We start from the raw sequence: 17,452 nt of genomic DNA, 5'->3' as shown, positions 1-17,452 counted from the left end.
AATCGTTCCCTCACTGCGGGGCGGGCCCTCCCCCGCTAGCGTGATCCGCCAGGCGCCCCAGCCCCTGGTGACCTCCTGAATCCGGCTCTTCCGACGCACCGCGCTCGCGCGAGGGCCCGGCCGATGTTCAACGCTGGGGGAACACGTGCAAACCGATGCACTGAACGAATTCGCCTTCGAGGACTCCGACCAACAGCCGCGCGTGTACGGACACAACGGCGCGGTCGTCGTCGAACTGCACGGCGAGGTGGACCTCTTGGCCTGCCAGCGGATCGCACCGCTCCTCGACCCCATCACCGGTGGGACAGCGACAACCGTGGTCATCGATCTGACCCACACCACGTTCTTCGACTGCTCCGGCCTCAGCCTGCTGGTCCGCGCGCGCCGCCGTACGAAGGCACGCGACGCCCGCTTCTCCGTGGTCTGCACCCACCCCCTGACGCTCCGCATCCTGCGCCTCACGGGCCTCACGCCCTTGCTGTTACCGGTCTCCACCCTGAAGGAGGCCCTGCAACAGAAGTGAGCCCGCGCCGCCGACGGGCCCAGGGGCCGCGGCGGCGGCGCTGGGGGCTGAGGGGGTGCTGGGGGCTGAGGGGGTGCTGGGCTGCTGGGCTGCTGGGAGTGCGGGGGTGCTGCGGGGTCCGGGCAGCACCAACAGCCTGCCCCGTAAATGCCGTTACCGGGAGTAGGCGCGCACGATGCATATATGCATTCCGTTCACACCCCGTGTGAATCGCGTACTCACCGTGGTTTCGACGCGGACCGCCGGGCGGTGCGGACACGGTTGGGCCACCTGGTGCGGGTGTACGCGTGGAAGTGGTCGCCGGCGTGGTCCTGCCCGAGGGTGCAGTGCAGGACGTCACCGGGCCTCTCGTCCCAGCACAGGCCGGGAATTCCACGCGCGTACTTCGGGGCTTTCATGCGGTGCGCTCCGTCTGCCGGGGGTCGTCGGTGGCCACGCCCCGACGATCTCAATCCGGCTGGTCAGCCCCGAACATGACAGCCCATGACACGACCCGGATCATGCGGACGGCCCCTTGCCTCACCTGGCGGAAATCGCACGCAGCGCGTTGCCTCCGTCGGCGTGACGCCCGCTGTCACTAGATGCCGGGAAGGCTGAGGGAGCAGATGCCGTACTCGCGTCACTGGTCGCGGTGGCCGGCCGCCACGGTTCTGTCACTCAAATCGCATAAGTCCTGCCAATTGGATCGTTCCCCCGATACGGTCGTCCTCCTCTAAACGCCTGGGGGACTCATGTCGCACAGTCAGCCACCGCCGTACCAGCCGCCGGCCGCCGACCCAGCTCCGGCGCCGCAGATGCGGCCGAAGTGGGCGCGGAAACGCGTCGCCATCCCGGCCGCCGCCGTCATCATGCTCGTAGGCGTGGGCATCGGGGCCGCCGGCGGCGAAGATCAGAAGAAGACGAGCACCGACGCGAAACCGCATCCGACTGTCACCGTGACGAAGACAGCCGCAGCGAGAGAAGCCAAGGCCAAGAGGAAGCCCCAGCCGACCAAGACCGTCACCAAGACCCCGAAGCCCAAGGCAACCAAGAAGCCGGCCGAGGACAAAGCTCCCGAGGGCAAGGTCGTGTTCAAGGTGTGGGGTTCCGCGTCCTCCGGCGTCGACGTCAACTACGGCAGCGACAGTGACAGCCGCCAAGGGGCGGGACTGCCGATGACGAAGACGCTGACACTGGACTCAGAGGCGCTCTACTACAACGTGTCGGCGCAGCTGAGGGGCGGCGGCGACATCAACTGCTCGGTGACCGTGAACGGCCAGACGAAGAAGGGCCACGCATCGGGCGGCTACAACATCTGCTCCGCGCAGCTCAACGGGGGAATCACCGGCGGCTGGGAGTAGAACCGGGCCAGCGACGAGCAGGATGCCGTGCTCCCCGGTTCCACGGCATCCTGCCGCGATGGGACACCTCGACCTCGTAGAACTTCTCCCCCTGGGGTCAGCAACGCCGCGCCCCCTCACCCCTTGCTGGACCCCAGCGTCAGCCCCGCGATGAAGTGTCTCTGCAGGAGCAGGAAGACCAGGACCGTGGGGAGTGCTACCAGGACCGAGCCCGCTGCCAGAAGGTTGTAGTCCGTGAAGAACTGGCCTCTCAGGTTGTTCAGGGATGACGTGATCGGGAGTTTGTCGGGGTTGGAGATGAAGATGAGGGCCCAGAGGAAGTCGTTGTAGATCCAGGTGAATTCCAGGGTGCCGAGCGCTGCCAGCGCGGGTCGGCACAAGGGGAGCGTGATGCGCCAGAATTGCGTCCATACTCCCGCGCCGTCCACGATCGCCGCCTCCAGGATTTCCTGTGGCAGCGTCCGCATGAAGTTGGAGAGGACGAAGACGCAGAAACCTACCTGGAAGCCGATGTTGACGATGATGATCGCCCAGTACGAGTCGTACAGGGTGAGGGAATCGGACATCCACCAAGGGAGGGGGATCTTGAGGAAGAGGACGTACAGGGGGGTGACAAGGACCTGGGGCGGCAGCAGGTTTCCTGCCGTGAAGAACATCAGGAGGATCATTCCGCCGCGGATGCGGAGGCGGGACACGGCGAATGCCACGAATGCCGCCAGGAAGAGGGTCACCAGGACCGCCGGTACCGCTATGAGCAGCGTGTTGGTGAAGTACTTGCCCATGCCGGAATCGCTGTAGGCCTGGCGGTAGTAGTCGAACGACAGGTGCTCGGGGAACGAGAAATAGCCGTGCTGCGCGGTTTCCTCGTACGGGCGCAGTGAGGCGTAGACCGCCAGGAGAAGTGGTGCCAGGAACGCCAGAGTCACCGCCATCAGGAAGATGTGTACCCCGAAGCGGCCGGGTCGGCGGTTTCGGGCCGGTCGCTTCTCGGTGGAGGGGGCGGGGGTCTTGCCGAGGGGTGTGGTGCGGATGTCGGCGGTCATCGGTCTCGCGCACCTCGCAGTTCTTGGACCAGGAACGTCACGATGAATCCGAGCGAGACGGTCAGGAGTACGACCGCGATGGCGGAGCCGAATCCGATGCGGCTCGCCTCGCCGATGATGTTGTCGGTGATGAGCACGGAGAGCAGTTCCAGGCCGTTGCGGCCCTTGTTGACCGCGTAGACGATGTCGAAGGCGCGCAAAGCCTCGATGACCGTGATGACACCGACGATGACATTCACGGGGCGCAGGGTCGGGAAGACGACGCGGAAGAACGTCTGGCGGGCGTTCGCGCCGTCTATCTGCGCGGCCTCTTTCAGGGCGGGGTCGACGGATTTGAGCCCGGCCAGGTAGAGGATCATGACGTAACCCGTGTGCCGCCAGCTCGCGGCCAGCATCATCATCCAGAGGTTGATGTCGGAGTTCCCGAGCCAGTCGATCGGGTCTTGTTGGTTGTTGAGGATCGTGTTGACCACGCCCTGGTCGGTGCCGAGGATCAGCTGGGCCATGAAGCCGACCACGGCGAGCGAGAGCACCACCGGCATGTAGAGCACGGACTGGTAGAAGCGGCTGAAGCGCACTCCGCGGTCGATGACGACCGCGAGGAGCAGGCCGAACGGCGTGGCCACCAGGCCGAGGAAAGCAATCCACAGCAGGTTGTGGCGGACCGCCGGCCAGAACGCCGGGTAGTTGTCGACCAGGTTCCCGTAGTTCTTTCCGCCCACCCACTCGATGTCGCCTATGCCGTCCCAGGACGTGAAGGACAGGCCGACGGAGGCCAGGGTCGGGCCCCAGATGATGAAGATGTCGAGGAGGACGGGTATTCCCAGAAGCACGCCGAGCACGGCGATGTCACGGCGTGTGAAGCGCCGTGGTCCCCGCCGTCCGGCGCGCCGCGCGGTTTTCTGCGGCACGGGGCGCGATCCCTCGCTACTCAGCTGACGTCGGAGGAGAAGATGTCCTTCTTCTGGCGTTCGATGCTGTTGACCAGGCCGTCGACATCATTGGGGTTGTCGATGAAATCCTGCAGCGCCTTGATCATGACGGTCTGCGCGAAGTCGGGCCGGGTGTCGCGGTCCAGGAACTGCGATATCTGCTTGGCCCCGGAGACGAGTTCAGCCGACTTCTTCTGCAGGGGGCTGTACTTGCTGGTGTCCGCGCCGTCGTTGACGGCGACGTTGTTGGGGTCACCGGCGAGGTAGATGTCCTCGGCCTTCGGTGTTCCCAGCCATTTCAGGAGTTCCTCCGCGCCGTCGACGTTCTTCGACTTCTTCGCCACCAGGAATCCGTCGATCGGCGCCTCCACGGCGTCCTGACCGTACGCCGGATCGATCTCGGGGAAGGCGAAGAAATCGATGTCGTCGCGTTCGTCCGCCGGGAACTGCTGGCCGGGGTGCGGCATTCCGAAGACGGCCATGGCGGTCTTGCGCTGCTGGAGCCCCTGCCCCGCCTCTTCCCAGGTACGGCCGAGCGCGCCCTTCTGGTAGTACGGCATGAGTTCGCGCCACAGGTCGAAGACCTTCTTGACCTTGGTGTCGGTCCAGGCTTCCTTGCCGGACATCAGGCTCTTGTGGAAGTCGTATCCGTTCAAGCGCATGTTGATGTAGTCGAAGGTGCCCATGGCGGGCCAGCCGTCCTTGTCGCAGAAGGCGACCGGTGTGCCGTCCTTGCTCATCTTCTTGGCGAGCGCGATGAACTGGTCCCATGTCTTGGCCTGTTCGTAGCCCTGTTTCTCAAAGAGGCTCTTGCGGTGGAAGACGGCCCATGGGTAGTAGTAATACGGCACGAAGTACTGCTTGCCCTCGTGGGTGGACTGGTCCCGCAGCGCGTCCGAGAAGCCCTTGAATCCCTTCCACACGTCGCTGATGTCGATCAGCAGGCCCTTCTCGGCGAAGTACTGCATGCGGTAGCCCGCGAACCACATGAAGACGTCGTCCGGTGTGCCCTGCAGATAGCGCGTGATGTTCTGCTGGAACTCGTTGTGCTCTGTCGTGTTGACCTTGACGGTCTTCCCGGACTTCTTCTCATAGGCGTCAAAGGCGGCGGCGAACGCCTTCTTGGGCACCGCGTCCGAGGAATTGGACCCCATCGAGACTTCGTCCTTGTTGCCGCCCGGACCGTCACCGCAGGCCGTGAGCAGGGCCGGAAGGGTGACCGCTCCGGCTCCGGCGGCGGCACCACGCAGGACATTCCGTCGGGACATCCGATGTCCTGACATGCTGCGAGGCGTGGCAGGACCCATGAACGATGACTGTGCCATGTCCCCCTCCTCGGGGTGCAAACGAACACAACCGAACGCAAGGGTTGCGATCCCACTCCCAAGCGCCACCACAGTCAAGGGTTTCGGCGTCCGGGTGCTCGAACCGTTACGGCTCCTCTTCCAACAGAGTCCAACACGGCCTACCGTAAGCGCGCACCTCTGACACGTACATGCAGCCCCCAACTTCTGCGAGTACGGAGGAATGTAACGATGCGTCATCTCTCACCCCGCACCACCCGGCGAAGAGTCGTCGGGTCGCTGGCCGCCGCGCTGCTGTGCGCCGCCGGCCTCGCGGCACCGGCGGCGGCACGCGACACGGGCGGCGCGGGTAGCGCGAAGGACACCGGCGACCGGAGCGCGGCCGCGAGCGCGAGGCCCTCCGCCGCCGACGTGAAGCTCCCCGGCGGTCTCGCCCTCACCCCGCCCATGGGCTTCAACAACTGGAACTCCACCCACTGCAGGGCCGAGTTCGACGAGTCGATGGTCAAGGGGATCGCGGACCTCTTCGTCGAGAAGGGCCTCAAGGACGCGGGCTACCAGTACGTCAACCTCGACGACTGCTGGGCGCTGCCGCAGCGGGACGCGAACGGCAAGCTGGTGCCCGACCCCAAGCGGTTCCCGGGCGCCATCAAGGCAGTTGCCGACTACGTCCACTCCAAGGGGCTCAAGCTCGGCATCTACACCAGCGCCGGCACCAAGACCTGCAGCGACATCGGCTTCCCCGGGGCGCTCGGCCATGAGGTCAGCGACGCGCGGCAGTTCGCCGACTGGGGCGTCGACTACCTCAAGTACGACAACTGCAACAACCAAGGCGTCGACGCCAAGAAGCGGTACATCGCGATGCGTGACGCGCTGAAGGCCACCGGCCGCCCCATCGTCTACAGCATCTGCGAATGGGGCGAGAACAAGCCCTGGGAGTGGGCAGCCGACGTGGGGCATCTGTGGCGCACCACCGGCGACATCAGCGACAACTGGTCCTCGATGCTGGCGATCATGAAGCAGAACCTGCCGCTCGCCAAGTACGCGGGCCCGGGTCACTGGAACGACCCGGACATGCTCGAGGTCGGCAACGGCGGCATGACGGCCACCGAGTACCGCACGCACTTCTCGATGTGGTCGATCATGGCATCGCCGCTGCTCATCGGCTCCGACCTGCGCAAGGCCACGCCCGAGACCTTCGACATCATCGGCAACAAGGAAGTCATCGCCGTCGACCAGGACCCGCTGGGCAAGCAGGGCGACGTGCTGTCCTCGGAAGGCGGCCGCTGGGTCGTCGCCAAGGAGATGAAGGACGGCAGCCGGGCGGTCGCGCTCTTCAACGAGACGGGCACCGCGCAGTCGATCGCCACGTCGGCGAAGGCCGTCGGGCTCCCGGACGCCGACGGATACACGCTGCGCGACCTGTGGAAGCACAAGAGCTACAACACGGCGGGCAAGATCTCGGCGACCGTCCCCGCGCACGGCACCGTACTGCTGCGGGTCGCGGCGGACGGCAAGTGGGCCAAGAACCCGCCTGCCGTCGAACTCGGCCTGACTGGCGCCCCGTTGGTGGAGGCGGGCAAGCCCGCGAAGCTGACGTCGAAGGTCACCAACCTCGGACGCACCCCCGCGCAGCAGGTGTCCGCCACCTTCACGGGGCCCTCCGGCTGGCGGATCAAGGCCACGTCGCCCTCGACCGCGAGCTCCCTGCGTACGGACAAGTCGCTGAGTACGTCGTGGACGGTGACCGCACCGCGGGGCGCGGCGCCGGGAGCGTACGACCTCACGCTGAAGGCCGCCTACCGCTCCCCCGGCGGCACCCGCGCCGACAGCGTGCTGCCGCTGACGGCGCATGTCGTCGTGGCGCCGCCCGCGGGCAACTCGGCGGTCAGTGACCTGCCGTGGATGTCGACGGTCAACGGCTGGGGCCCCGTCGAGAAGGACACCAGCAACGGCGAGAGCGCGGCGGGCGACGGCAAGCCGATCACCATCGGCGGAGTGGTCCACGCCAAGGGTCTGGGAGTGCACGCCGACAGCGCCGTCGAGTACTACACCGGCGCGTCCTGCGAGAAGGTCACCGCGCAGGTGGGCGTCGACGACGAGAAGGACCCGAAGGGCACGGTCACCTTCGAGATCTGGGCGGACGGCAAGAAGGCCGCGTCGACCGGCGTCCTGACCAATGCTGATGCCGCACAAGGGATTTCGGCCGACGTGTCCGGCGCCCAGGTCGTACGCCTCGTCGTCACGGACGGCGGTGACGGCAGGGACTCCGACCACGCGGACTGGGCGGACCCGGTGCTCAGCTGCTGAGAGCGGGACTCCCGGCGGCTGAGCCGACGAGGCTTCGCGCGGCCGGTCCGCCGAGCCGAGCGTGGACCATCGACTGCGGGCCGGGCTGAAGCACTTCAGCCCGGCCCGCTATCAGACGAAGCCCCCGGGTCCCGCAGTCGTCAACTCCCCACAACAGGACGCAAGTCCACAGACCTGTCCTCCTGGCTGAGCGCGGCCGCCGCGGCCCCCACCAACCCGGCATCCGTCCCCATCAAGGCCGGACCCACGGTCAGATGACGTACGAACGAGAGCGTGGCGTAGTCCCGCAGAGCCCGGCGCAGCGGGTCGAAGAGCACGTTCCCCGCCTTCGCCACCCCGCCCCCGATGACGGCGATGTCGATCTCGACGAGCGTCGCCGTGGCGGCGATGCCCGCGGCGAGCGCCTGCGCCGCCCGTTCGAAGGAGGCGACGGCCACCGGGTCCCCGGCCCGCGCGGCGAGGGCAACCGCGGCGGCGGACGTGTCGCCGTCGGCCCCCGGACGCCATCCGCCCTCAAGGGCGCGTCGCGCGATGTTCGGCCCGCTCGCGATGCGCTCCACGCACCCGCGCGCCCCGCACGGGCAGGCGTCACCGTCCAGATCGACGCTGATGTGCCCGATGTGCCCCGCGTTCCCGGTGGGACCGGGGTGCAGCTTGCCCCCGAGGATCAGTCCACCGCCGACTCCGGTGGACACCACCATGCACAGCGCGTTGTCGTGCCCGCGCGCCGCGCCCTGCCAGTGCTCGGCCGCCGTCATCGCGACGCCGTCCCCGACCAGCTCGACCGGCAGGCCGCCGGTGGCCGCGCGCACCCGCTCGACCAGCGGGTAGCCGCGCCACCCGGGAACGTTGACGGGACTGACCGTCCCCGCCGACGCGTCCACGGGGCCCGCGCTGCCGATGCCGACGGCGTGCGCCCTGCCCCACAGCGGGGAGCGCGTGAGCTCACCTATGACCGCTTCGACCGCCCGCATCACGGTGTCGCCGTCCTCGCGCGCGGGCGTGGGCCGCTGGGCGCGCAGCAGGATCCGGCCGTGCCCGTCCACCAGGGCGCCGGCGATCTTGGTGCCGCCGATGTCGAGAGCGGCGACGAGGTCGGTGTGCATCAGTCTCAGATCTCCTGGTGAAGGGGCAGGCTCCCCTGGTGAAAGGGCAGGCCGGAGAATGTGATGGACAGTCTCTCTTGCATCTGACAACGTTGTCCAGGTTCTATGCTCGACGCCACATCACTTACGCACCACTTTCAGCTCACCTTCGTCGACGACAGGACAGCGCACCGTGGCCGAGACCGCCAGCCGACCCGAGCGACCCGAACCCCGCTACGGCAACCGTCCGACCATGAAGGACGTCGCCGCCCGCGCCGGAGTCGGCCTCAAGACGGTCTCCCGTGTCGTGAACGGCGAGCCGGGCGTCACCCCGGACACCGAACGCCGCGTGCAGGAGGCCATCGACGCGCTCGGCTTCCGGCGCAACGACAGCGCGCGCGTGCTGCGCAAGGGCCGCACGGCCAGCATCGGCCTCGTCCTCGAAGACCTCGCCGACCCCTTCTACGGGCCGCTCAGCCGCGCCGTGGAGGAAGTGGCGCGCGCCCACGGCGCGCTCCTCATCAACGGTTCGAGCGCCGAAGACCCGGACCGCGAGCAGGAGTTGGTGCTCGCGCTGTGCGCGCGCCGGGTCGACGGACTCGTCATCATTCCGGCCGGTGACGACCACCGCTATCTGGATCCGGAGATCGCCGCCGGAGTCGCGACCGTCTTCGTCGACCGGCCCGCCGGGAAGATCGACGCCGATGTCGTGCTCTCCGACAGCTTCGGCGGCGCGCGCGACGGCGTCGCCCATCTCATCGCCCACGGCCACCGCCGCATCGGCTTCATCGGCGACCAGCCGCGCATCCACACCGCCATAGAGCGGCTGCGCGGATACCGCGCGGCGATGGAGGACGCGGGCATCCCCGTCGAGGACGAGTGGATGTCCCTCGGCCCCACCGCCCCGGACCGCGTGGAGCAGGCCACCAGGACGATGCTGGGTGGCTCCGATCCCGTCACGGCCATCTTCGCGGGCAACAACCGCGTGACGGTGACGGTCGTCCGCGTCCTCGCCGGGCACTCCCGGCCCGTGGCCCTCGTCGGCTTCGACGACATCGAGCTCGCGGACCTGCTGCAGCCGGGCGTGACCGTCGTCGCCCAGGACGCCGCGCAGCTGGGCAGGACCGCCGCGGAGCGCCTGTTCCGTCAGCTGGACGGCGCGTCCGACGCTCCGGAGCGCATCGAACTCCCGACGCGGCTCATCCAGCGCGGCTCGGGCGAACTGCCGCCCGCGGGCTGACGGCCGGCGGGCCGCAATGCGGGCTGCGGTGCGGGCGCGGTCAGCAGACCGGGAGGCCGGGCAGCGGCTTGTCGTTGTCGCCGCCCTTGATGTAGACGTCGCTGATGAAGACGCCCGTGTTGCCGCTGTCGTCGTCCGTCTTCGCCCACCAGACGTTCGTCCACTCGCCGTGCGTCTCGCGACGGCCCAGGTTCTGCTGGCAGTAGAAGTAGTTCGTGCCCGCGTTCAGTACGCCCGCCTCGGCGCCCGATGCGGTGTACGACGTCGACGAACGCCAGACCGAGCAGTCGTACTTGCCGCCGCCCGCGGAGTGACAGGCCGCTTCGGGGGCCGGGTCGCCGCCGCCCGCCGTGCCGCCGGAGCCGTCGGAACCGCCGCCTGTGGTGCCGCCGCCCCCGGTGGGCTCGGTCGACGGGTCGTCCTTGGACTTGGGGGCTTTGGGCGCCTTGAGGGCCTTGGAAGACGTGGCGTCGTCCCGGTCGGCTGAGGGCTTCGCGTCCGGCTTCCGGGTCTTCTCGTCGCCCTGCTTCGAGGGCTTGGGCGCGTTCGCGCCGTCGAGCGCGCCGCGGCTGGCGCCGGCCGCGGGCTCGGCCGTGTTCCCGGACGCGGAGCCCTGAGCCTGGCTGTCGCTGTCTTCTCGGCCGTTGAGGAGGGCCACGGTGACCCCGGTCGCCGCCAGGACGACGACGACAGCCACCGCTGCGAGCAGCGCCCTGCCGCGGCGCGGGCGGTGCGGGGAGGGTGGCGTGGCCGCGGGCCCGGCGACCGGCGCCACCTGCGGGGACACCGCGGCGAGCGGCGGACCGAAGCCCGGCGGAGGTCCGCTCGGGATGCTCCGCTCCGTGGGTTCCCTCGGCCGTGGCTCGGGCTCGCGCAGAGCGGCGGTGACCGCGCCGCCCGCCGCGTCGGCGAGGATCAGCGCCGCCTGCTCCGCGTCCGGCCGGGCCAGCGGGTCCTTGTGCATGAGCTGTCGCAGCACGGGGATGAGGGGTCCCGCCCGCTGCGGCTCGGGCAGCGGGTCGGTGACGATGGCGGTGAGCGTGGACCACGTCGACGTACGGCGGAACGGCGATGCGCCTTCGACCGCCGCGTACAGCGTGGCGCCCAGGGCCCATACGTCGGATGCGGGGCCGGGGTCCTGGCCCTGGGCGCGCTCGGGCGCCAAGTAGTCCAGGGAGCCGACGAGTTCGCCGCTACGCGTGAGGTGTGTGGCGGAGCCGTCACCCGGGTCATCCATCGTGGCGATGCCGAAGTCGGTCAGGACGACGCGTCCGCCGGTCTCCAGGAGGATGTTGCCGGGCTTGACGTCGCGGTGCAGGACTCCGGCGCGGTGGGCGGCGGCGAGCGCCTCCATCACCTTGGCGCCGACGGCCGCCGCTTCGCGGGGGTCCAGGGTGCCGCGATCGCGCAGTACGTCGTCCAGGGAGGGGCCGTCCACCAGCTCCATGACGATCAGGGGCCGCCCGTCGACCTCCGCCACGTCGTGCACGGCGACGACCCCGGGGTGGCGCACCCGGGCGGCCGCGCGGGCCTCGCGCTGCATCCGCACCCGCAGGTCGGCCAGCTCGGGCCCGGCCGCGTCCGTGTACGTCCGCAGTTCCTTGACGGCGACCTCGCGGCCGAGCACCTCGTCGACGGCGCGCCACACGACGCCCATGCCGCCGCGTCCGAGCTGCGCGGCCACGCGGTAGCGCCCGGCAAGGAGCCTGCCGACACCGCCCGTCTGTTCCTGATCCCCCGAAGTCACCGCTGCCCCGTTCCTGTGCCACCACTTTTCGTGGCTCACAGACTACGGGGCAGGGGTGACAGGGCGTGCCGGGAGTTACTTGCCGTGCGGTGTGAGGTCGCCTCGGCGCGGGCCCGAGAAGCTCTGCAGGCGGGCCAGCGTCAGGCCGGTGAGCCGGGTGACCTCGCCGACGTCGAGGGCGCCGCAGTCCAGGCCGCGCAGCAGGTAGCCGGCGAGCGCCTTGGCCGATGCCGGCTCGTCCGCCACGTCGCCGCCCTCGCGGTGGGCGGCGTACGCGGACAGGCGCGCGGCGGCCTGCTCGAAGCCCTCGCGGTAGAAGGCGAACACGGCGGCGTAGCGGGTGGGGATGTGGCCGGGGTGCATGTCCCAGCCCTGGTAGTAGGCGCGGGCCAGGGCGCGGCGCGTGAGGCCGTAGTGCAGGCGCCAGGCGTCGTGGACCTTCTCGGTGGTGCCGATGGGCAGGACGTTGGTGGAGCCGTCCGAGACGCGGACGCCGGTGCCGGCCGCGGCGACCTGCATGATCGCCTTGGCGTGGTCGGCGGCCGGGTGGTCGCTGGTCTGGTAGGCGGCGCTGACGCCGAGGCAGGCGCTGTAGTCGAAGGTGCCGTAGTGCAGGCCGGTGGCGCGGCCCTCGGCGGCGCCGATCATGCGGGCCACGGTGGCGGTGCCGTCGGTGGCCAGGATGGACTGGCTGGTCTCGATCTGGATCTCGAAGCCGATACGGCCCGGCTCCAGGCCGCGCACCTTCTCGAACTCCTCCAGGAGGCGCACCATCGCGGTGACCTGCTCGGGGTACGTCACCTTGGGCAGGGTCAGGACGAGGCCGTCCGGGAGACCGCCCGCCTCCATGAGGCCGGACAGGAAGATGTCGAGGGTGCGGATGGCGCGGTCGCGCACGTTCTCCTCGAAGCACTTCATACGGATGCCCATGTACGGGGCCGCGGTGCCGTTCTTGTAGGACTCGGCGACCAGACGGGCCGCGCGGGCGGCGTCCTGGTCCTCGTCCGCGCCCTTGTAGCCGTCCTCGAAGTCGATGCGCAGGTCCTCGACGGGCTCGCGCTCCAGCTTGGCGCGCACGCGGTCGTAGACCGGCGCGGCCAGGTCGTCGGCGAGGCCGAGGACGGCCGCGAAGGAGGCGGCGTCCGGGGCGTGCTCGTCGAGGGCCTTCAGTGCCTGGTCGCCCCACGTACGGATGGTGTCGGCGCCGAAGAGCTCACCGGGTACGTACACGGTGTGGACCGGCTGGCGGGTGCCCGGGTCGCCGGGGTAGCGGCGCTCGAGCTCCGCGTCCACCGGGGCGAGGGAAGCGCTGATGCCCTCGCTGACCGCGCCCGCGAGACTCGTTGCCACCTTCTCTTGCTGACCCATTCCTGCACCCTCCACACACTCGGGACCACACACTCAGGACCACTCAGGATTATTCAGAACTTCCGCTTCACGGAATCAACAATCCGCATGGCGAAGTTATCCGGCGACCTTCCCGCTGGTCAACACCCTCTCGTCTGCCGGACCACGTCCGTTCACCCATGTCTCAGATCCTGCTTCCGCACTCGCGCGCCCGCACCTCATCCTGACCGTCACCCCCTGAAGGAGACCGCGTGCCGAATGACACCCGAGTAACGCGCCGCTTCGGCCTGCAGACCGCGCTCGCCGCGGTGGCCCTGCCCTTGTTCACCACCGCGCTCGCCGCCTCGCCCGTCCACGCGGTGGAACGCGCGGGGCGCCGCCTGGAGGTCATGTCGTTCAATCTCCGTTACGCGGGCACCACGCCGCCCAACACCTGGGCCGACCGCCGCCCGGTGACCCGGGAACTGCTGCGCCGCGCGCGCCCTCACGTCATCGGCACCCAGGAAGGCCTCTACCAACAGGTACGGGACATCGCCCAGGACCTGGGCCCGCACTACGACTGGATCGGCACCGGCCGTGCGGGCGGCAGCCGGGACGAGTTCATGACCGTCTTCTACGACACCCGCAGGCTCGCGCCGATCGAGTACGACCACTTCTGGCTCTCCGACACCCCGGACGTCATCGGGTCGAACACCTGGGGCGGCGGTTCCATCCGCATGGTCACCCGGGTCCGCTTCCACGACCTGCGCACGGACGGCGAGCTGTACGTCCTCAACACCCACCTCGACAACGCGAGCCAGTACGCACGCACGCGTGCCGCGAGTCTGATCTCCGATCGGATCGCCGCCCTCGACCGGTCCGTGCCGCTCCTGGTCACGGGTGACTTCAATGTCGCGGCACACAAGAACGCGGTCTACGACACGATGCTGGGCGCCGGTCTCGTCGACACGTGGGACGCGGCGGACGAGCGCAGCAAGGCGTACGCCACCTTCCACGGCTACAAGCCGCTGGTGCCGGACGGCGACCGGATCGACTGGATCCTGGCGACGCCCGGAGTGCGGGTCCACTCGGCGGCCATCAACACCTTCTCGCAGGGCGGCCAGTTCCCGAGCGACCATCTGCCGGTGCAGGCCTCGCTGACCCTGTGAACCGGCACCGTGAACTGACCCTGTGACGCGGCGAGGCCTTCGCCGCCGCGTGTGTGCGGTGGCGAAGGCCTCGTACAGGTGCCGCTGGTCCTGCCGGGGGTCAGCCCTTGCGGGTGTTGACCTCTTCGGTCAGGGCGGGGACGACGTCGAAGAGGTCGCCGACCACGCCGTAGTCGACCAGGTCGAAGATCGGGGCTTCGGCGTCCTTGTTGATCGCCACGATCGTCTTGGAGGTCTGCATGCCCGCCCGGTGCTGGATCGCACCGGAGATGCCCGAGGCGATGTACAGCTGCGGCGAGACGCTCTTGCCGGTCTGGCCGACCTGGTTGGAGTGCGGGTACCAGCCCGCGTCCACCGCGGCACGCGAGGCGCCGACGGCCGCACCGAGCGAGTCGGCCAGCGACTCGATGAGGTGGAAGTTCTCCGCGCCGTTCACACCACGGCCGCCGGAGACCACGATCGCGGCCTCGGTCAGCTCCGGACGCCCGGTCGACTCACGCGGCGTACGCCCGGTCACCTTGGTGCCGGTGGCCTGCGCCGAGAAGGACACGGCCAGCGCCTCGACAACGCCGGCGGCCGGGGCGGCCTCCACGGCCGCGCTGTTGGGCTTGACCGTGATCACCGGAGTGCCCTTGGAGACGCGGGACTTGGTGCTGTAGGAGGCGGCGAACGCCGACTGCGTGGCGACCGGTCCCTCCGCGGAGGCCTCCAGGTCGACCGCGTCGGTGATCAGACCGGCCTCGATACGGACCGCGAGGCGCGCCGCGATCTCCTTGCCCTCGGCGGACGACGGCACCAGCACGGCGGCCGGGGACACGGCCTCGTAGGCGGCCTGCAGCGCGTCCACCTTCGGTACGACGAGATAGTCGGCGAACTCGGCGGCATCGGCGGTCAGTACCTTCACCGCGCCGTGCTCGGCCAGGACACCGGCGGTCTCCGCGGCGCCGTTGCCCAGCGCCAGCGCGACGGGCTCACCGATCCGGCGGGCCAGCGTCAGCAGCTCAAGAGTGGGCTTGCGGACGGCACCGTCCACGTGGTCGACATAGACGAGAACTTCAGCCATGACTCTTCCAGTTTCCTTGAGGTGTCAGCGAATCGGGGGAGGGGGACTAGATGAACTTCTGGCCCGCGAGGAACTCGGCGAGCTGCTTGCCGCCCTCGCCCTCGTCCTTGACGATCGTGCCCGCGGTGCGCGCGGGACGCTCGGTGGCCGAGTCGACCTTCGTCCAGGCACCCTCCAGGCCCACGTCCTCGGCCTCCAGGTCCAGATCCGACAGATCCCAGGCCTGAACCGGCTTCTTCTTGGCGGCCATGATGCCCTTGAAGGACGGGTAGCGCGCCTCGCCCGACTGGTCGGTGACCGACACGACGGCGGGCAGCGCGGCCTCCAGCTGCTCGGATGCGGCGTCGCCGTCCCGGCGGCCCGTGACCTTGCCGTCCGCCACCGACACCTCGGAGAGCAGCGTGACCTGCGGCACGCCCAGACGCTCGGCCAGCAGCGCCGGGACCACACCGGCGGTGCCGTCGGTGGACGCCATGCCCGAGATCACCAGGTCGTAGCCTGCCTTCTCGATCGCCTTCGCCAGCACCAGCGACGTACCGATGATGTCCGTGCCGTGCAGGTCGCCGTCCTCGACGTGGATGGCCTTGTCCGCGCCCATGGACAGCGCCTTGCGCAGGGCGTCCTTGGCGTCCTCGGGACCGACGGTCAGCACGGTGATCTCCGCGTCGTCCGCCTCGTCGGCGATCTGCAGGGCCTGCTCGACCGCGTACTCGTCCAGCTCCGACAGCAGGCCATCGACGTCATCCCGGTCGACGGTCAGGTCATCGGCGAAGTGCCGGTCGCCGGTGGCGTCCGGCACGTACTTCACGGTGACAACGATCCTCAAGCTCACGCCGGCTCTCCTACTGCATCGTCTTTACTGGGCTGCTGCCTTGCTCTGGCCACTGCCTTCCTGCAGGCAGCATAGGCGCCCGCAGGGGCGGATCCCGGTCGGGGCGGCCCGCGCTCCGACCAGAATATTACTCGCCAGTACACCTATGTCATTCCCACTAAGCAAGCGCTTTGAACTGTGACCTTCCCAACGCTCTGTAATCGGCTTCGGGAAGGCCACCCGGGAACTTTCAGTCGCGCAGAGCGTTGAAGCGCCCCTGGTGATAGAGCAGCGGCCGACCGGCGCCCGCGGGGTCGCCCACCACGGCCTCCGCGAGGACGATCCGGTGGTCACCGGCAGGTACCCGCGCCGCGACCCTGCACACCAGCCACGCCAGCGTGCCGTCGAGCACGGGGACCCCCTCGGGCCCCTCGTACCAGCGGGTGTCCGCGCCGAAGCGGTCGGCGCCGCTGCGCGCGAAGGTCGTGGCGAGTTCGAGCTGGTGCTCGCCGAGTATGTGGACGCCGACGTGTTCGGCCTCGGAGACGGCGGGCCAGCTGGAGGCTCCCGTACCGATGCCGAACGAGAGCATCGGGGGCTCGGCGGAGACCGAGACGAGCGAGGTGGCGGTGAAGCCGACCGGCCCTGAGGGGCCCTGGGCGGTGATCACGGCGACCCCCGCCGCGTGCTGCCGGAAGACGGAGCGCAGGAGGTCGGGGGAGGCGAGCTGGGGAGTGCGGAGATCGGGCGTGGCCGTCATGGACTTGTCCTTCTGCAGGAGGTACGAGCGGTTCCGTGGCTGCTCAGCAGCCCGGACAGCGCGCACTTGCATGACGGGCGAGGTCCACGTGGACGCGCTCGTAGAGAAGGAGCTCCGGAGGCATGGGAGCAGGCTGGCGATAGATGCGGGGTGCAGTCAAGTCCGTTCCGCGATGTGAAAGACGTCCCTGGGTCATGGCCCTCCTCCCCCGCACCCGCGGTCTCACACGCACCCGCGGTCTCACACGGCCTTGCCGAGGGCGGCGATCACATCGACCCTGCGCGGCTGTCCGGTCGCGCGCCGCACGACCCGTCCGTCCGCGTCGAGCACCAGCACCGTCGGCGTCTTGAGGATGCCCAGTTCCCGTACGAGATCGAGTTCGGCCTCGGCGTCGATCTCCACGTGCGCGACACCGGGGACCATTTCGGCCACCTCGGCGAGCACCCGGCGCGTCGCGCGGCAGGGCTGGCAGAAGGCACTGGAGAACTGCACGAGCGTGGCGCGCTCACCCAGTCCGTGTCCTGCCCATGTGCCCGCCGCCGGAGCCTCGGGCCGGTCCCCCGCCTCGCGTATCCGCACGTCAGCCTCCCGCCCCTGCGTCATGATCCAGCTGTCCCCGACTTCAGCGTCCGGGTGCCCGCGAACATTCCCAACGTGACGAGAATCTCGCGCTCCCCGGGCACGATGGGTGGTCAGCGGTCCGTTCTTGGGGCACGATCTGCGCAACGCCGAAAAACCTACGGCTGCGTAACTTCCCGCCGGGAACCCCCTCCCCAGGCAGAAACGAAGGGTCATCCCC

16 protein-coding genes are annotated in these 17,452 nt (G+C 69.2%); 5 read left to right on the top strand and 11 right to left on the bottom strand.

Going from position 1 to position 17,452, the window contains the following annotated elements:
- Positions 1 to 145: 145 nt before the first annotated feature.
- Positions 146 to 523, top strand: a complete 378-nt coding sequence (locus OG302_RS36195; protein WP_371530630.1) for an STAS domain-containing protein — start codon at positions 146 to 148, stop codon at positions 521 to 523.
- A gap of 218 nt (positions 524 to 741) precedes the next feature.
- Here the strand turns inward: OG302_RS36195 and OG302_RS36190 are convergent, their stop codons facing one another.
- Positions 742 to 921, bottom strand: coding sequence for a hypothetical protein (locus OG302_RS36190; RefSeq protein WP_371530629.1), 180 nt, complete (start codon positions 919 to 921; stop codon positions 742 to 744).
- Between the two features lie 333 nt (positions 922 to 1,254).
- Here OG302_RS36190 and OG302_RS36185 point away from each other — a divergent pair, with 333 nt between their 5' ends.
- A complete protein-coding gene (locus OG302_RS36185) occupies positions 1,255 to 1,863 on the top strand; it encodes an MmpS family transport accessory protein (RefSeq protein ID WP_371530628.1) in 609 nt (202 codons plus the stop codon).
- 116 nt (positions 1,864 to 1,979) lie between these two features.
- Here the strand turns inward: OG302_RS36185 and OG302_RS36180 are convergent, their stop codons facing one another.
- The 3 genes from OG302_RS36180 to OG302_RS36170 are packed head-to-tail and all read right to left on the bottom strand — an operon-like array spanning position 1,980 to position 5,106.
- On the bottom strand, positions 1,980 to 2,906 hold the full coding sequence (locus OG302_RS36180) for a carbohydrate ABC transporter permease (RefSeq protein WP_371530627.1): 927 nt from the start codon (positions 2,904 to 2,906) through the stop codon (positions 1,980 to 1,982).
- Entirely contained in the window at positions 2,903 to 3,817 is a 915-nt protein-coding gene (locus OG302_RS36175; RefSeq protein ID WP_371530626.1) for a carbohydrate ABC transporter permease, read from the bottom strand. Before OG302_RS36175 ends, OG302_RS36180 begins: the two co-directional genes overlap by 4 nt.
- A gap of 20 nt (positions 3,818 to 3,837) precedes the next feature.
- A complete protein-coding gene (locus OG302_RS36170) occupies positions 3,838 to 5,106 on the bottom strand; it encodes an ABC transporter substrate-binding protein (protein ID WP_371530625.1) in 1,269 nt (422 codons plus the stop codon).
- Positions 5,107 to 5,373: 267 nt separating this feature from the next.
- Here OG302_RS36170 and OG302_RS36165 point away from each other — a divergent pair, with 267 nt between their 5' ends.
- Positions 5,374 to 7,452, top strand: coding sequence for an NPCBM/NEW2 domain-containing protein (locus OG302_RS36165; RefSeq protein WP_371530624.1), 2,079 nt, complete (start codon positions 5,374 to 5,376; stop codon positions 7,450 to 7,452).
- 140 nt (positions 7,453 to 7,592) lie between these two features.
- Here the strand turns inward: OG302_RS36165 and OG302_RS36160 are convergent, their stop codons facing one another.
- On the bottom strand, positions 7,593 to 8,558 hold the full coding sequence (locus tag OG302_RS36160) for an ROK family protein (RefSeq protein ID WP_371530623.1): 966 nt from the start codon (positions 8,556 to 8,558) through the stop codon (positions 7,593 to 7,595).
- 172 nt (positions 8,559 to 8,730) lie between these two features.
- Here OG302_RS36160 and OG302_RS36155 point away from each other — a divergent pair, with 172 nt between their 5' ends.
- Complete coding sequence (locus OG302_RS36155) at positions 8,731 to 9,777, top strand: LacI family DNA-binding transcriptional regulator (protein ID WP_371530622.1); 1,047 nt, start codon at positions 8,731 to 8,733, stop codon at positions 9,775 to 9,777.
- A gap of 40 nt (positions 9,778 to 9,817) precedes the next feature.
- Here OG302_RS36155 and OG302_RS36150 read toward each other — a convergent pair whose 3' ends face one another.
- Both OG302_RS36150 and OG302_RS36145 read right to left on the bottom strand, forming a co-directional pair.
- Positions 9,818 to 11,524: a serine/threonine-protein kinase gene (locus tag OG302_RS36150; protein WP_371530621.1), complete on the bottom strand. Its 1,707-nt coding sequence runs from the start codon at positions 11,522 to 11,524 to the stop codon at positions 9,818 to 9,820.
- Between the two features lie 75 nt (positions 11,525 to 11,599).
- Positions 11,600 to 12,892: an aldolase/citrate lyase family protein gene (locus OG302_RS36145; protein ID WP_371530620.1), complete on the bottom strand. Its 1,293-nt coding sequence runs from the start codon at positions 12,890 to 12,892 to the stop codon at positions 11,600 to 11,602.
- A gap of 230 nt (positions 12,893 to 13,122) precedes the next feature.
- Here OG302_RS36145 and OG302_RS36140 point away from each other — a divergent pair, with 230 nt between their 5' ends.
- The gene (locus OG302_RS36140; protein WP_371530619.1) at positions 13,123 to 14,019 is read left to right on the top strand and encodes an endonuclease/exonuclease/phosphatase family protein; all 897 of its coding nucleotides are present in this window, start codon (positions 13,123 to 13,125) and stop codon (positions 14,017 to 14,019) included.
- Between the two features lie 100 nt (positions 14,020 to 14,119).
- Here the strand turns inward: OG302_RS36140 and OG302_RS36135 are convergent, their stop codons facing one another.
- The 4 genes from OG302_RS36135 to OG302_RS36120 all read right to left on the bottom strand — a co-directional run bounded on the left by OG302_RS36135 (position 14,120) and on the right by OG302_RS36120 (position 17,256).
- Entirely contained in the window at positions 14,120 to 15,082 is a 963-nt protein-coding gene (locus OG302_RS36135) for an electron transfer flavoprotein subunit alpha/FixB family protein (protein WP_371525927.1), read from the bottom strand.
- A 46-nt stretch (positions 15,083 to 15,128) separates the two neighbouring features.
- Complete coding sequence (locus OG302_RS36130; RefSeq protein ID WP_371530618.1) at positions 15,129 to 15,914, bottom strand: electron transfer flavoprotein subunit beta; 786 nt, start codon at positions 15,912 to 15,914, stop codon at positions 15,129 to 15,131.
- 229 nt (positions 15,915 to 16,143) lie between these two features.
- On the bottom strand, positions 16,144 to 16,653 hold the full coding sequence (locus OG302_RS36125; protein WP_371530617.1) for a flavin reductase family protein: 510 nt from the start codon (positions 16,651 to 16,653) through the stop codon (positions 16,144 to 16,146).
- 240 nt (positions 16,654 to 16,893) lie between these two features.
- Complete coding sequence (locus OG302_RS36120; protein WP_371530616.1) at positions 16,894 to 17,256, bottom strand: thioredoxin family protein; 363 nt, start codon at positions 17,254 to 17,256, stop codon at positions 16,894 to 16,896.
- Between the last annotated feature and the right edge of the window lie 196 nt (positions 17,257 to 17,452).

The organism is Streptomyces sp. NBC_01283 (genome assembly GCF_041435335.1).
GTDB lineage: Bacteria > Actinomycetota > Actinomycetes > Streptomycetales > Streptomycetaceae > Streptomyces.
This window is presented reverse-complemented; position numbering and strand designations above follow the sequence as displayed.

Coding starts and splice junctions, on each gene's coding strand:
- OG302_RS36190 (WP_371530629.1), bottom strand. CDS start 921: ATGAAAGCCCCGAAGTACGCGCGTGGAATTCCCGGCCTGTGCTGGGAC.
- OG302_RS36185 (WP_371530628.1), top strand. CDS start 1,255: ATGTCGCACAGTCAGCCACCGCCGTACCAGCCGCCGGCCGCCGACCCA.
- OG302_RS36180 (WP_371530627.1), bottom strand. CDS start 2,906: ATGACCGCCGACATCCGCACCACACCCCTCGGCAAGACCCCCGCCCCC.
- OG302_RS36170 (WP_371530625.1), bottom strand. CDS start 5,106: ATGTCCCGACGGAATGTCCTGCGTGGTGCCGCCGCCGGAGCCGGAGCG.
- OG302_RS36165 (WP_371530624.1), top strand. CDS start 5,374: ATGCGTCATCTCTCACCCCGCACCACCCGGCGAAGAGTCGTCGGGTCG.
- OG302_RS36160 (WP_371530623.1), bottom strand. CDS start 8,558: ATGCACACCGACCTCGTCGCCGCTCTCGACATCGGCGGCACCAAGATC.
- OG302_RS36145 (WP_371530620.1), bottom strand. CDS start 12,892: ATGGGTCAGCAAGAGAAGGTGGCAACGAGTCTCGCGGGCGCGGTCAGC.
- OG302_RS36135 (WP_371525927.1), bottom strand. CDS start 15,082: ATGGCTGAAGTTCTCGTCTATGTCGACCACGTGGACGGTGCCGTCCGC.
- OG302_RS36125 (WP_371530617.1), bottom strand. CDS start 16,653: ATGACGGCCACGCCCGATCTCCGCACTCCCCAGCTCGCCTCCCCCGAC.
- OG302_RS36120 (WP_371530616.1), bottom strand. CDS start 17,256: ATGACGCAGGGGCGGGAGGCTGACGTGCGGATACGCGAGGCGGGGGAC.